This window comes from Limibacter armeniacum (assembly GCF_036880985.1).
Classification (GTDB): Bacteria; Bacteroidota; Bacteroidia; order Cytophagales; family Flammeovirgaceae; genus Limibacter; species Limibacter armeniacum.
The window spans coordinates 2,145,153-2,160,495 of record NZ_JBAJNO010000008.1; the positions used below are offsets into that span (position 1 = coordinate 2,145,153).

Here is a 15,343-nt window from a genome sequence, read left to right on the forward strand (position 1 = left end):
TGTCTGTTCCTAAAGGATATTCCAAAGGATGGAAAGCATATAGTTTCTGCCCGGCATAGCCCTGAATTTCATATTCTGGTAAGTAGTGTTGAACAGGTTATTCACCTTACCAGTTACGGATAGCTTTTTACCGTTGAGCTGAGTGTTCCAATTGGCAGACAAATCAGATATAAAGTACTTATCCAAAATGTCATTGATATCGTAGCCATTGCGTTGCCCTACAAAATAATTGTTGAGGTTAATGCCAATGCTCTTATATCGATAAGAAGCATAAACATTGAACCTGTGTTTAGGCTGGTAAGCCAGTTGTCTGCCAACTGTTTGCTGTTCTGAGGCAGAAGCTTTGGTTACTTCTGCAAGCGTGAATGCGTAATTTCCTCCTAATGAAATTGTAGCATTGCCTGTTTGGTAATCAATGTTTGAAGAGAATTCAACTCCTTTGTTGGCTACTTCGCTGACATTTTTAGGCGTCCAGATATTGCCTACAGGAATCCATTGAATCAGGTCTGTGACTTTTCCTTGATACGCTGTCAGAGATGAGCTGAATACTGTATTAGAGGTATTGAATATATAGTCAATTCCTACTTCAGTACTTAACCCACTTTCAGGTTGGATAGCTGGATTGCCCCAGTCTTCCCAGTAGCGGTCATTGAGGGTTGGAATCCTGTAATTTTTAGAGAAGGAACCTCTCAACTTTAATTCATGCTGTCCTTTGTCTACCAACAGGAATTGCGTTCCAATAGAAGGAGAGAAAGGTGCCTCAAACCCTGTCACAAACCCTTGTCTGGCATTAAGGCTAATTTCCCAGAATGAAAATGGTGTAAACTTGAAGGAGGCGTAGACATCAGTTCTGTTTTCATTGCCAACCGAATCAGGATAGGAGTCCACAGACGGTTGAATATGCATAAATGTACCGCCAGTTTTTACTGAGAAATAGTTATTGAAGGTCTTGTCAACTTGAGCTGTAAATACCCCTCTATTGGTTTCTATTATGTCACTTTCATATAACTGATGATCCTGTACAAAAGCAGCTGATGCAGAATAGTGTGCCCAACCCTGATGGTCAACTTTGGCAACAATCCTTAGCCATTTATTCATAAGGTCGTCTGCTTCGCTATTCCCATTGGCAGACATGACAGGTTGTATCTCCCGATCGTTTTTCTGATACCACCCTGACAGGCTGACAAAGGTATTGGGTGCAGCCTGGTAGCCAAACTGTTGTAGCAAGCCAAAGTTTTGGAATGAAGCATTTTCCTGCTTTTCCTCTGGTTTGCCAAATTTGGCTGTATTCTCAAAAGGGAAATCGTTTTTGTTGTATCGGTAAAAAAGCTTAGTTTGACTAGTCCATTTGCCTTGTCTTGCAGCAAACTGTACCCCTGTCATGCTGTGCGTAAAACTGCCGTAGTCTTGTCTAAGCTTTAAGTGTATACTCTCATCTTTTGGTTGACTGTTGGACAATACAATAGAGCCTCCCATTGCATCACTTCCAAAGAGGGCACTTCCACCGCCCATATGAACCTGCAAGTCGTCAAAAAAGAATAAGGGATAATCGTTGAAATCCGAGTGTCCCAAAGTCAGGGAGTTAAGGTTAAGTCCCATCCACATGACACTGGTATGGTTAGGCGTAGTACCTCTTACCGAAATGGTTGAAAGCATTCCATTACCTTGCTCTTTAAGGTAGATAGGAGTGTATTGGGTAAGGTAATCAGATACAGAACCATAGCCGATACGGGCAAGTGCCCCACTGTCAGCCTTTATGATAGCGCTACCTGTGGCGTATTTTGTATAGTTTGTCCCAATGATGGTAACTTCTTCCAGTTCAATGGTTGTAGTATCCTTTTCCGATTGTGCATATGTCCATACTGCATGCGCCATCAGGAATACTGACAGTAAAAGATATCTCATGTCTAGATGCTAGATGTAGCGAAACCTGATTTGAGGTTTCTATTTAGACCAATGTGTAACAAGCGTACTTTGACAGAAGTAACTATTTGGGTTACTTAAGCTTTTTGTAATACACAAACTCATGGTCTTTCATCAATTCAGGATGAAAGATCTTGATCAGGTCAGCAAGTATCAGGTGTGGATTAACGATGCCTGTTTCCCAGTAAGCGTTGGAGCCATTTGAGGCAATGTTTCTGTTATTGTTGAAAAGCAAGCCTTTATTGACTGCTTTAAAGTCAGCAAACCGACTGTCAAAACCTACCAATTCCTCCTTGGAATTGGCTGTTCCTGTATTGATCCAATAGTCGGCTTCCAGTGCCACTGGGTAGACGTATTCAAGGTTGAGATGGAGACTTCCGGTACTGGTGTCTTCGTCCCAATAGTAGTTGGTATTTGCAGCCCTTAACAGTTCTGCCATAAAGCTCTGCCCGCCCGGAATAAACCAAGCGTCTTTGTAAGGGACTTCTGCAATTAAGGTAGGTGAGGTGGTGGCTTCAGCGGCAAGGACTTTCAGTCTGTCCCATTCCGCTTCAATCTTTGCCATTTCCTTGTTGGCTATCTCTTCTTTATTCAGAAATGCAGCCATAAACTTACACCACTCGGCTCTTCCAAGTGGAGATGTTTCTTTCCAGTCAGCAATGGCCAATGTTTGAATGCCCGCTTTTTCAAAAACAGGGTAGCGGTTGTAGCTATCGCTGTTCATTCCGATGGTTAATACTAGGTCTGCACCGCTAGCGATGACTAGTTCCTTATTGATACTGCCGTCATAACCAGCTTCAATGACACTGCCATTCTGGGCTCTGCTCAACAGCTTTTCATTACAGACATAGGCTTTGTTTGAAATGCCTACAACCTGTTCAGTAGCATCCAAGAGGTCAAGCATTCCAAGGTGTGTTCCTGAAAGTGCTACAATTTTCTTTACAGGAATTTCAATGGATGGTAAAGCTTTTACCGACTCAGGCAATTCGATTCCTTTAGCATGTAGTACATACTTGAGTGTATCGGCCTTAGTATTAAAAGGATTGTAAAGTTCTAGGACTTTGTAGCCATCATAGTACTTAAGGTTAAAACCCTTCGCATATTTGACTTGTTTAGGGGTGAATTCAGTGATGCCTGCAGAAGCAGCATGCTGAACTGTTTGGGACTTATCTGATGGCTGTTGGCAAGCATTTGTCAGAAAAGCCAAACATATAGCCAATCCAACAAAAGGGCGGAATGCCTTTTTGCTACGTGTCTTGATATATTTCATTGAATGTTACTTTTCACCCGAAAGTTGATCTGCAACTTTGCGTTTTTCTTTGATCGTGTATCCACAAGGCAGGTATTCTGACTTTCCATTTATGTCAAACCTTCCCATCCAAAATAAGACAGTGGTTTTGCATGACACCTTATTCAAGGTTGGATTACAGCAGCGGGGACTGTTCCGGATTTACACCGGATTCCCTTTCCTTATGCGAAGGCAAATTTGGATAAAAAATAGATAAAACAAAATTGGGATTTATAAATGTTAATGCTACTGCTTCACTTTGAGAGATATAGGCTTTTTGACCTTCAGAGGATATTTTGATTTTTAGGGAAATTTGTAAAGAATAAAGTCGAACGATGGGAAATTATTAATTGTTTTTTCTGATAAAGAAAACACTTGATACCCATGCATACCCGTCAGTGCCACACATTAGCTCCGTATTTTTTAGGCTTGTTCCTGCTTTTCACTTTTCATTTTGGTTTTACTCAGGAAAAAAGTGATGAATTTTCTACTGAGACTCCTTACAAGACAGTAAAGACACATATTTCAGCATTCAAGAATAAGAAGATAAGACCAGATTTGGCTGCCAAGACAATGGGAGGAAACCTACCTGAGAGTCAGAAAGCTGTACTGGCAGAAAAGCTGTATGAGATATATGAAAAGTTAGGAGGAGTTGATATGTCGGCAATTCCAGATAACAAAAACTTTGAAAATGCCGATAAGGAAAAAAAATATGTCATTAGAACTGAGTTTCCAGAGATCTACCTGATCAGAGATAGGAAACAATGGCTTTATGCCCCTTCATCTGTAAAGCAGATTTCTTTGCTTTACCAGCGGTATGTAGTCAATGCCCGAAAAAAGAAAAGTAAGGACCGGCCGGTAGCTGTTGATACAGTTGTCTACAATCTATCATCCCCTTATCATACAGTTTCTACATTTAGGTATTATATCCATGATAAGCACTATGATGAAGAAAGGTTGGCTTCCCTTTTTATAGCACCTGATCTTACTGTTAAGGAAAAGGCTAAGGTAGGGGAGAAACTAAAGGAAATATATTATGGCTTGGGTATCGTGATAGACTTTAGTGAAGTACCTAAAAACCCGAACTATCAGGACTCTACCACCAAGGAAAACCGGTATGTGCCTTACTCTAAGGCTCCCGGTATCAACCTGATCAAGCAGAATGATAAGTGGTATTTTTCACGGACTACAGTAGCGGCGGTCAATGACCTTTACAGTAGAACATTTCTATTAGGGACAGACAAGCTTGATAAGATAGCTGAGAAAGCGAATAAAGGATTAGGCAGTAAACTGATTGACAAGATCGGCTACCGCAACTTTCAGTTGTTGCTTATAGCTTTGGGGGTGTTGGTGTTTGTATTGACATTTTGGATAGTGCATAAGGTTTTGAAGTCGCTTCTGATATGGAAATTTACAGACCATTATATCCTTAATGTAGCAAATGATGTCGTAATGCCATTCCTACTATATCTAAGTTCATCTTTGCTAATTCTGATATTACCATCCTTGTTGGATTCGTCGGACTTTTTGAGACGACTCATCATGATTACCCGCATTGTCAAGGACCTGTTGCTGATATATTTCCTGATTAAGGCGGTCACATTTACGGTTGAGTATCTGAGGGCAAAACCACTGGTGAAAGACCATCCCGAAAGAAAAGGTTTGTTGCCGTTTCTGGGGATGCTTTTCAAGATTATCCTTGTGTTGTTGGGTATTTTACTGGTTGCCTATGACTTGAATGTAGACATGACTGTATTGCTTGCCAGTTTGTCCATTGGTGGTGTGGCAGTAGCGCTGGCAGCTCAAGATTCTATCAAGAACTTTATAGGGTCTCTGACCATCTTTCTGGATAGGCCTTTTAAGGTTGGGGACTGGATTATGACAGAAAAGATTTCAGGAAATGTTGAGGCAATTGGTTTGCGCTCAACCAGAGTCAGGACATTCTATGACTCATTGATTACAATTCCCAATGGGCAGCTTTATAATTTGATGCTTGACAATATGGGGCTTCGCTTCTTCCGCAGGTATAAGACGACCGTCAGGATAAAATACTCTTCAACAAATGAAGAGCTGGAGCAATTTGTGGCACAGCTGACCGAAAGAATCAATGAACACCCCAAAGTAGCTAGTCACAAAACTCAGATTTACCTAAATGATTTGGGGACTTACTCGGTGAATATCCTCTTCTATATTTTTTTTATTGCGGATGACTGGACAGAAGAACTGAAATACAGACACGAGTGTATCAAGATTATCTTGCAGACAGCGAGGGAAGTAGGGGTAGAGATTGCATCGCCACCGATTTCCGTTGGTATTACGGAGGAATAAATTTATTGTTGAGGCAATCTTTTTTGATCGAAATATTCAGGTGTGTATGTATATTTATCACCGCAAACAGCTATGAATTAAAACACCTTTCAGAGTCTGAATGCAAAGGCTAAATTCCAAGAACTATGAAGATAACAATCGCTTTGAAGCAGGCCATACATGGGAAATGTGAAGGCTATGTAAATGAAAGGATTCAGACCGCTAAATCTGCTATGGAGGAAGCACAGCTGGCTGCAAATGAGGAAGTGAAAAGCAGTGCAGGTGACAAGTATGAGACAGGCAGGGCTATGCTCCAGATAGAACGGGATAAACACGCCGTACAGTTGTCAGAAGCCTTAAAGCTGAAAGCTGTTTTGGACCATATTGATGCATCAAAAGAAGAGGAGGTTGTAAAACTAGGAACACTCGTGTCCACTTCAATGGGGACGTTTTATATCTCAATCAGTGCGGGCAAACTTGAGGTGGACAAGCAGATGGTTTTTGCCATTTCAATGTCTTCTCCAATTGGGGCTAAGCTGAACGGAATGAAAAAAGGAGAGGAAACGCTATTCAATGAGAAAAAAATCAAGGTGTTTGAACTGGTCTGAGACGCTTAGGGAAAGCGATTTTCCTAACATCTCTTAATCAAAAAATAATCATTGTTCCTCAATTCTATTAACATATCAAGCGATTAGGTGCTTATGTATGGCAAAATATCATCATTTGATAGTATAAAATCTCATTTCTATATATAAGGTGTTTGCTGAAAAGTTATGAGCGGATGCTAAAAGTCCTTACCTTTGTGCCCTTCTAACAAGAACTATGTAGTAAAGAAGGATTTTTATTCCTTCCGTTAATGACGATACAATAAGCATGATCACAGTAAACAATCTGACACTTCAATTCGGGAAAAGAGTCCTGTTTGATGAAGTAAACCTGAAATTCTTAAATGGAAACTGCTACGGTGTAATCGGTGCCAACGGTGCTGGTAAATCTACTTTCCTGAAAATTCTGACGGGTGATGTTGACCCGAACAGGGGAGAGGTAGTGATTGATCCGGGAAAACGTATGGCGGTACTGAAGCAGGATCACTTTGAGTTTGATGAAGAGGAAGTGCTCAAGACTGTGATCATGGGACATAAGCGCCTGTATGAGATCATGGTGGAGAAGGATGCCATCTACATGAAGCCTGATTTCTCGGAAGAAGACGGACTACGTGTTTCTGAGCTGGAAGCAGAATTCGCTGATATGGAAGGCTGGAACGCTGAAACAGATGCAGCAGAACTGCTGTCAAACTTGGGCGTAACAGAAGACCTGCACTACCAGCTGATGAAAGACCTGCCGGGTTCGCTTAAAGTAAGGGTCCTGCTGGCACAAGCACTGTTCGGTAACCCAGATATTCTGGTATTGGACGAACCTACCAACGACCTTGACATCAAAACGATCTCATGGTTGGAAGACTTCCTATTAGATTTCAGAAATACCGTAATCGTAGTGTCTCACGACCGTCACTTCCTTGACACCGTTTGTACACACATTTGTGATATTGACTTTAGCCAGATCAACCTGTATACAGGTAACTACTCGTTCTGGTATCAGTCTTCACAGTTGGCTGCCAAGCAACGTTCTGACAAGAACAAGAAGATGGAAGACAAGCGTAAAGAACTTCAGGACTTTATTGCGAGATTCTCAGCAAACGCTTCGAAATCAAAGCAGGCTACCAGCCGTAGAAAACTGTTGGAGAAAATGGACTTGGATGAGATCAAGCCCTCTTCAAGAAAGTATCCTGCTATTATCTTTGAGCAAAGCAGGGATGCAGGTAACCAGATTCTGCATGTAGAGGGATTGGAAAAGTCTCTGGATGGACAGAAACTTTTCAGTAACCTGACATTCAACCTTAACAAAGGTGAGAAAGTAGCATTCGTTTCTAAAAACAGTTTGGCAATCACAACACTGTTTGAAATCCTGAATGGCAACTTGCAGGCAGACAAAGGAGAGTTCAACTTCGGTACAACCATTACTTCAGCTTACCTTCCAAACGAGAACCACGACTTCTTCCAGAAAGACGTGAACTTGGTAGAGTGGCTGCGTGAGTATGCAGAGACTGAAGAGGAAAAAGATGAGGTGTACTTGCGTAGTTTCCTTGGAAAGATGCTATTCTCAGGTGAGGAAGCAATGAAAAAGGCAACAGTACTTTCAGGTGGAGAAAAAGTTCGTTGTATGTTGTCAAGAATTATGCTGGCAAAAGCAAACCTCTTGATGCTTGATGAGCCAACTAACCACCTTGACTTGGAGTCGATCTCAGCATTTAACAACTCGCTGATCGATTACAAAGGAACAATCCTGTTTGCATCACATGACCACGAGTTTGTACAAACTGTAGCGGACCGCATCATTGAGATCACACCTAATGGTTATGTGGATAGAATGATGCCTTACGATGACTATTTGGCAAATGAAGATGTACAGGAGCAAGTAGCTGCTCTGTACTAAAATATATTTCTTGACCATTGGAAAAAAACGAATGGTTCAAGTGAAGTAAAAGCACTTTACTAAGGAGTACAATCCTTGGTGAAGTGCTTTTTCTTTTTTAAAGAAGTTATACAGAGAGACAATTTGTAGGTGTTTTGAGTAAAAACATACCGCAGAATTTGGGCTAGTATCTAGGAAGCCTCTATGTACTCAATTATAATCATATAGGCTCATAATAGATGAAAGCTTATTTCACTTTCTATTTCAATCCAAATGATTGAACATAAGGAAATAACTCAGATTATTCCATAGATGATGGAAGTCGATACCCTAGCATTTAGGGTCTAAATTGCTAGAGTAGGGTAATAAGATTGAAAAAATATAAATTTTTAAAGGATAATAGCCTCGACCATAAACCTTATCTGGATAAAGGATTCTCCAAACTTTTTTAGGGTTTGTTTCTTAAAAAATAAGTGAGCGTCAGGCATACTATACCAATCAAAAATAAGAATAGAATTACTGTCAGTTTTTCATATTTGATATAGTCAAATGCTAATAAAACCTCTCCATTGGCTGCTATCTGGTATACTTTTGGGCTAACCTGCTCAAGGTCTGATTTTTTTACCCAAACAGTAACTGAACTGGAATTTTTAAGTGAGCGTGAAATCTGATAGTAGAGAGGGTAACTATAATCACCTCCAATATTTTTTGATAAAATAAATAGTTTTGGATACTCATTCAAACTAAATGATAAAGTAGCCTTATGGCTTCTAGCTTCATGCCCAAGTGTTCCTTTACTAGTAACCAACTCAGCATCAACCTCAGTGTTTCTTATAGTGCCTGAAATACTGGTCAATGAATTATTTGTTGTAAACAATATATCAAACCCCAAAAAGAGTGCTATTCCAATATTGATCAAGCCAATAATCAATATTTTCTGTTGCCCTGTTCTTTTTTGTTTTGGAGATAAATGTTTTCCGAAGGTCATCACCTCACTTTTTTTTATCTTCTTTTTAGGGGCCTTATAGTTTACAGATTCTCCTCTCTCATTCAGAATCCATTTAGCAGCAAGTTTAGCGTCATCAGTGTAATCTGCACTTTCAATAATAACTTTGAGTTCCTGATCGGATTTAGTCGAATACTGTTCTGTTAAAAAATTTCGCTTCACAACAAATATTGGGTTAATACAAAAAAATTATGACAAGCTAGTAGAACTTATGTCAATTATCAATTGTGTCATCAATAAAATAACATGAGCTTTGGATGGGCATTACCGTTATTTTGTTCCTTTGGATCTTATATATTTAGGATGATAATCCATAACTCACGTTACTTTTTCAAAACAAATTCGAATTATTTTCCTTCCAGTATAAAACTACATATAAAGTCTGAACAGGCGGGGAATCCGAGCGTAAACTGCTCGACTTAAAAAGAAGATGATGAAAGCAAAACTGGAAGAAACTTTAAGATCACTCAATATTTTGACAGCAGAGGAAATATCCGAAGGATTGAAAAATTTTGACTTGGTAACAGTCAAAAGAAATGAAATACTAATGGAAGCAGGGAAGACCTGTGACTGGATAGCCTTTGTGAATTCTGGCATTCTGAGGAACTATTATATTTCAAGTAAGGGTGAGGAAGTTACTTATTGCCTTACCTTTCCCAAAAAATTGATTACAGCGTGTTCTTCATTTATCACACAGGAAAAAACCTTTGAAAATATTCATGCAATAACGGATGCAGAATTGTTGGTAATCAGGAAAAATCAGTTTTCAGCGCTAATTGAGTCAAGCAATAATTGGCTCCGGTTTTCAAATTATTTCTATGAACAGTCTTACATCCTGATGGAAAACCGTCTGCTTGCCCTGCAAATGGAATCGGCAGAGAAACGTTACGAGGATTTGATAAATAACCATCCAAACTATTTACAGGAAGTTCCCCTCAAATATATCGCTTCTTATCTTGGAATCACACAAAGGCACTTAAGCCGACTGCGTAAGAACATTTCTTTTTAGACATTTGTCCTTTCTGAAGGAATTGGATGCCAATACTTTTGTGTCATAAAAAATGTAAGAACAAAAAATTACAGAAAATGAAAACAACAATTGTATTGGCGCACCCTTGGCATGGCAGTTTTAATAAATCAATATTCGATACAATCACTCAAAAACTACAAGCAAAGTCTAAAGATTTTCAAGTGATTGACCTAAACAAAGATAACTTTGATCCAGTACTTCGTGAGGAGGATCTTGCTTTGTACTCAAAAGGAAAAACAACAGATAAGCAGGTGCTACAATATCAGGAAATGCTGAAAAACACAGATGAACTGGTGTTTATTTTTCCGATTTGGTGGTACGATGTGCCAGCCATTCTGAAGGGGTTCATTGATAAGGTAATGCTCAAAGATTTCTCATATGTTGAGACCAGTACAGGACTGAAGGGGTTGTTGACGCATATTAGAAAGACAAAGGTAATTACGACTTCTGAATACCCGACTTGGTACCTCAAGCTGTTGCTGGGAAATCCTATCCAGCGGATTTTTATTAATAAAACACTAAAGGGGATAGGGCTAAAAAAAGTGATGTGGTTAAATAATGACTATACAACAACTGGTAAAAGAGAACTGAAAACCAAATTTCTGAATAAGGTAGCGACACATTTTCAGTAGTGATTGCTATATAATGTGAACTATGGGTTATAACGCTCTTTCAGGGATGAAAATATTATTTACATGCCGGTGGATTCAAGTCCATTGCTGATGTATTGTTTGCCCTGAAAGGGCGAATTAAGCCATGAAACTAATCCATAGTTCACATTATCAATAAAGATCTGCCCTAAATCCAACAATCAATACATCATCCACCTGTTCATTAGAACCTTTCCAAGTGATAAACTCTCTTTTGATCAGGGATTCTTGCCCATTCATTGGTTCACATACGATTTTGTTCAAAAAAGCGCGAAGGTTTTTAGAAAGGTATTTTTTGTCATATGGTCCACCAAACTGATCTTGAAAGCCGTCGGAATAGAGGTAGCATATGGTTGACTTGTTCAAGGGAATAGTGTGGGTAGTAAATTGGATATTATTCCTGTTTTCGTCACCAATGCTTCTTCTGTCACCCTTGATAATGATGGGCTCTCCATCTTGGATATAATACAAAGGGATTTTTGCACCTGCATAGTATAACGTTGCCGTATTGGTGTCGACCACACATATGGCGATATCCATTCCATCCCGATTTTTAATAATCATATTTTCCTTTTTCAGACTGGTGATTACTTGTTGGTCAAGCTCAGTTAGAATCTGGGCAGGGTCTGTGATGTTTTTTAGATAAATGGTTTGGTTAATCAATACAAACCCTAGGACAGACATGATAGCACCGGGCACACCATGTCCTGTACAGTCAGCAGCTATTACAATCTTATATTGATTGATCTGTCTGGAAAAACAGAAATCACCACTTACTACATCCTTAGGGCTGAAGAATACAAAGCTTTTAGGAAACATATCTAACACCTTTTCCTCCAGTGGTAGTATTGTATTCTGAAGCCGTTTGGCATACTGAATACTCTCCTTGATGGAAGCAAAGGAAGTGTTGATGTTTTTCTTTTGGGCTTCCAGCAGTCGTTGTTTCCTTTCCAGCTCTTTTCTTTTGGAAAGTGACACCAAATACACTTGCTGATAATTCTGTCTTAAGATGGAAACGACAATTGTGACCGCTAACATGGAAAGCATAAAAATAATAAGGGTCCAGCTCTGGAAAGTGTCTGAAGCAGCCGAATATTCTATGTATCCAATATTCTGATGCGAATAGCTAATCAGGTTGAGTGTAAGTGTTAGGATAAAGAAGAATGAAAGCCATGGAATTAACCTTTTCCAACTGACTAATGCTGCGATAAGAGGGGCCGCCATCATCTGCACAAATGGCATTACCCCATTGTGACCTCTTCTGGAAAATAAAAAGTGTATGGAAATGGAAATAACAAGATAGAAAACAAAGAATAGATCAAGTCGCTTATAGGAAGTCCTTCGGTTAGCTAAAAAGAACAGCGTACCAAAGATGATGATGTCAATGATAGAGAAGTAGTAAAACAGGCTGTGTGTATATTCCTTATAAAATAGAAAGGTAATGACACACCTTAGAATATCAATACAGCAGCATACCAGACACGAAAACTTAAATATCCTATTTTCAAAATTTATAAATGCCTCCATTGCTTATGAAAGATGTATGTAGACTCAGCCTTTTATATAACACCAATACGGTGATTGATGACTCCATTTGCACTGATATAAGGGGATAACCTTTTATATTAGTTGGCTGTTATAGACAACGCCTTATTTTCAAAAACCAAAACTCAAATACTATATCCATGCTTGAAAACTTGGAATCAATCAATTGGGAAGATACTATCAGCTGTTCCATTTCTGAGAGAATGCCTGATTTGATCAAAGAGCTGACCAGTAAAGACCGTATGGTACGTCAGGATGCTATGTGGGATTTGTATGACAGTATAATTGATCAGGATGAAACAAGGTTGGAGTTGGCAACTTATGTAGCGCCATTCTTATTTGAACTAATCTTATCTGATAATATAAAAGATAGACAGGAGCTTATCAAGTTACTGGTATGTCTGGCGATACCTAATGATTATATCAAGGAATTTCTCGGGGTGGGGTTTACAATCGATAAATTTAAATCGGTGTTGCAGGATGCCGAAAACAAGATGTCGGATGATAAACGGAAGCTTTATAAGCAACGAGGAGGAGGATTGAAAACAAGTTTAGCTTGTTATGGAATGATTGCAAAAGAGGCGGGGAAGTTTTTACAGTTAACAGAAGACAAAGACAAACTAACAAGAAGAGCGGCTATTTATGCATTGGCTTGGTTCCCTGATCTTGCGGATAAGTCTGCTCCAATGGTCAACGCTCTCTTGCCATCACTAAAAAGTGAATATAATATAGCCAATGCACTCTTGGCAGTTGGTATGCTAAGTAAAGAAGCAAGCGAGGACACAGAACTAGGCGTAATGGATCATTATTTAGGACATAGTTCAGATTTGGTAAGGCTGTCTGCGGCAACAGTCCTATTTCAGCACCAATACAGTGAACGTACCTTAAAAATTCTGATTGAAGGCCTGAAGGGAGGTTCGTTCTTATTGGAACCTGATTTCTTTTATTACGATGGAGACTTTACAGATTACATTATACAGGTACTGTCTTCCAATAGCAGGTATGAAGTGAAAATTATGATGGCATTATGTGAAGCTTTACTAGAAACACCCAAGGACGACATACTTGGTATAATCAGGGCAATTATTGCAATTCTGAAAAAAATAAGGACTACGCCAATCACAGAAACCAGTCGGGAAGACCTTACTTCAGTTGAAGTTTGGGCATTGGAAAATATACTGGACCTGCTACGCAAAGACGAAGAGGAAGTGTATTACTCATATCATAGAAAGCTTTCGGAGGCAGGGATTTACAGTACTGAAGCTGAATTGAAAAGTTATCTTGGTCGGTAATAATCACTTGAACTAGGAGGAAAGATGCATTTCAAAGGAATTGTGAGATAATGGACTGAAATCCATCGCAACGGCCATTAATTCTTACTTCCTTGACAGAAGAGCGAATTTGTCATTCGGTAAGCTGTAGGTTATTTTTTACAAACAGCTCCATTACCGTATTAATATTTTCAGAAAATGGCTCACCTGAATTATACCCAACGCCAAGAAATTCAAGCACTTCTTGAAACTGGTATTTCCAAGTCGGAAATCGCCAGGCGTCTGGGTGTGCATCGGGCTACAGTAAGCAGGGAGATATTACGGAATAGATCCACCGATGGCAAGTATATAGCGTCACAAGCAGAACAGAAAAAGGAAGTTAGGAGATATGTAGCAAACAAAGCACAGAAAGGTATTTGTAAAGGTATTCATCTTTCACACAAGTATCCCAAGCTTCTGCGTCAGAAGAATAAAAGGTTTTACCAAAGTCCGATGCTGTCATTTTTTGAGACGCTTCCAAATGCTCAGCATAATGTTCCTGTAATAAGATACCGAGTGGAGTTAAGAGCAATTAGGTGGGACAGCAGAGGCTATCGCTCACTGAAAAGCAGTACCAGAAGGTTTATTCCATTTACAATCCATAGCCGTATGGCAACCAACAAAATTTCGGTAATCAAGCGTAGTTACCGAAAGTGGGACACACATCCATTTGCAGGGCGTAGGCACCAAGTATATTGGCTAGACTACCGACATGAGTTAATGGCATTTCAATACTACGGAATGAAATTAAAAAGAAGAACAGCCGTAACTCTTCCTAAATTCTTACATCAGCAATTATGGATAAGCAAGCCCGAGATTTCCATCAGCGATGCTTGTGAAACGGTATCTAGTCACAAGAAAATTGCCTAGTACAATTCGGTATGCCAAATACTAATAGCAAAAATAAAATGGAGAAGACCCAGTCGGGTCTTTTTTTATGTCCAATCAAAATAGAAGTGACATACTTAAATTTTGAGTTGAGACCAATCCAAAATCAAGTGTTGCGATTTGGAATTGGGAGGTGGTAATACACGGAAGAATTACTAAAAATTTAAGTGAAGCAGAAGTTGTAAACGATTAACCCCAAGCCTGTGTTGTAGGGTTAAATAGCCTGAAACAGGTTTTGTTCAAAAAGAAAAGCAGTAAAGCATCAGAGAATATTTTCGCTTGTGAGCTGTAGGACAAACAGCGTAGTTGGATTGGTAAATAGGACAGCATTTTTAATGCTAACAGATTGACAATTTAAACTTTGAAACTATGGATGCCTTTGAAAACGCAAAAACATTTTTTCACAACTGTGAATCTGCAAAAGGATGGGAAGCTTGTCAGGAATATGTGTCAGAAAACGCTGAATTTCATGCCCAAAGTGAGCCACTAGCAGAAATGACAAAGGTACAGGAATATGTCAATTGGGTGGAAGGGTTAAGCAATGTTACCATGCCTGGCTGTTCTTATAAATTGCATGCAGCAGCTTATGACAAAGAAAACAACACCGCAATATTTTATTCCACTTTTACAGGTACGCATAAAGGAGAGGGAGGACCAACTCCACCTACCGGTAAGACAACCAATACACATTATGTTTATGCCTTAAAGATGAATGATGAAGGCAAAGTGGAGAGCATGACTAAAATTTGGAATTCCACTTGGGCAATGCGTGAGCTGGGTTGGATATAGCTAACTGCAAACGTAGCATTTTACTTTTCTGAAAATTATAAAAAGACCCCAACAGGTCTTTTTTTTTATGGTAATGGCTGTAAGTTGGAAGTAATAAGATGGAGAGAGGAACAAAAACTTATTTTTTGATAGGGG

General features: G+C 39.3%; 12 protein-coding genes and 1 riboswitch. Of the genes, 8 read left to right on the top strand and 4 right to left on the bottom strand.

What is annotated here, in order from left to right; translation table 11 throughout:
* Positions 1-9 precede the first annotated feature (9 nt).
* Positions 10-1,905 carry a TonB-dependent receptor plug domain-containing protein gene (locus tag V6R21_RS14750; RefSeq protein ID WP_334244394.1) on the bottom strand — a complete coding sequence of 632 codons (1,896 nt, stop codon included), beginning with the start codon at positions 1,903-1,905 and terminating at the stop codon, positions 10-12.
* A 91-nt stretch (positions 1,906-1,996) separates the two neighbouring features.
* Positions 1,997-3,193: an ABC transporter substrate-binding protein gene (locus V6R21_RS14755; protein WP_334244395.1), complete on the bottom strand. Its 1,197-nt coding sequence runs from the start codon at positions 3,191-3,193 to the stop codon at positions 1,997-1,999.
* A gap of 50 nt (positions 3,194-3,243) precedes the next feature.
* Positions 3,244-3,425, bottom strand: a riboswitch (cobalamin riboswitch).
* 170 nt (positions 3,426-3,595) lie between these two features.
* Between V6R21_RS14755 and V6R21_RS14760 the strand changes: the two genes are divergently transcribed.
* The 3 genes from V6R21_RS14760 (at position 3,596) to V6R21_RS14770 (ending at position 8,011) form a co-directional block, all read left to right on the top strand.
* Complete coding sequence (locus V6R21_RS14760; protein ID WP_334244396.1) at positions 3,596-5,539, top strand: mechanosensitive ion channel family protein; 1,944 nt, start codon at positions 3,596-3,598, stop codon at positions 5,537-5,539.
* 125 nt (positions 5,540-5,664) lie between these two features.
* Positions 5,665-6,126, top strand: a complete 462-nt coding sequence (locus V6R21_RS14765) for a 3-oxoacyl-ACP synthase (protein ID WP_334244397.1) — start codon at positions 5,665-5,667, stop codon at positions 6,124-6,126.
* A 265-nt stretch (positions 6,127-6,391) separates the two neighbouring features.
* Positions 6,392-8,011, top strand: a complete 1,620-nt coding sequence (locus tag V6R21_RS14770) for an ABC-F family ATP-binding cassette domain-containing protein (RefSeq protein WP_334244398.1) — start codon at positions 6,392-6,394, stop codon at positions 8,009-8,011.
* Between the two features lie 427 nt (positions 8,012-8,438).
* On the opposite strand, the gene V6R21_RS14775 is transcribed toward V6R21_RS14770, so the two are convergent.
* Positions 8,439-9,158: a hypothetical protein gene (locus tag V6R21_RS14775; protein ID WP_334244399.1), complete on the bottom strand. Its 720-nt coding sequence runs from the start codon at positions 9,156-9,158 to the stop codon at positions 8,439-8,441.
* Positions 9,159-9,426: 268 nt separating this feature from the next.
* Between V6R21_RS14775 and V6R21_RS14780 the strand changes: the two genes are divergently transcribed.
* Together V6R21_RS14780 and V6R21_RS14785 are read left to right on the top strand one after the other, a co-directional pair.
* Positions 9,427-10,005, top strand: coding sequence for a Crp/Fnr family transcriptional regulator (locus V6R21_RS14780; protein WP_334244400.1), 579 nt, complete (start codon positions 9,427-9,429; stop codon positions 10,003-10,005).
* A 77-nt stretch (positions 10,006-10,082) separates the two neighbouring features.
* Positions 10,083-10,658: an NAD(P)H-dependent oxidoreductase gene (locus V6R21_RS14785; protein WP_334244401.1), complete on the top strand. Its 576-nt coding sequence runs from the start codon at positions 10,083-10,085 to the stop codon at positions 10,656-10,658.
* 150 nt (positions 10,659-10,808) lie between these two features.
* On the opposite strand, the gene V6R21_RS14790 is transcribed toward V6R21_RS14785, so the two are convergent.
* Complete coding sequence (locus tag V6R21_RS14790; RefSeq protein WP_334244402.1) at positions 10,809-12,203, bottom strand: PP2C family protein-serine/threonine phosphatase; 1,395 nt, start codon at positions 12,201-12,203, stop codon at positions 10,809-10,811.
* Positions 12,204-12,361: 158 nt separating this feature from the next.
* Between V6R21_RS14790 and V6R21_RS14795 the strand changes: the two genes are divergently transcribed.
* The 3 genes from V6R21_RS14795 to V6R21_RS14805 all read left to right on the top strand — a co-directional run bounded on the left by V6R21_RS14795 (position 12,362) and on the right by V6R21_RS14805 (position 15,208).
* On the top strand, positions 12,362-13,513 hold the full coding sequence (locus V6R21_RS14795; RefSeq protein ID WP_334244403.1) for a HEAT repeat domain-containing protein: 1,152 nt from the start codon (positions 12,362-12,364) through the stop codon (positions 13,511-13,513).
* Positions 13,514-13,690: 177 nt separating this feature from the next.
* A complete protein-coding gene (locus V6R21_RS14800; protein ID WP_334244404.1) occupies positions 13,691-14,401 on the top strand; it encodes a helix-turn-helix domain-containing protein in 711 nt (236 codons plus the stop codon).
* A 387-nt stretch (positions 14,402-14,788) separates the two neighbouring features.
* On the top strand, positions 14,789-15,208 hold the full coding sequence (locus V6R21_RS14805) for an ester cyclase (RefSeq protein WP_334244405.1): 420 nt from the start codon (positions 14,789-14,791) through the stop codon (positions 15,206-15,208).
* Positions 15,209-15,343: the final 135 nt, after the last annotated feature.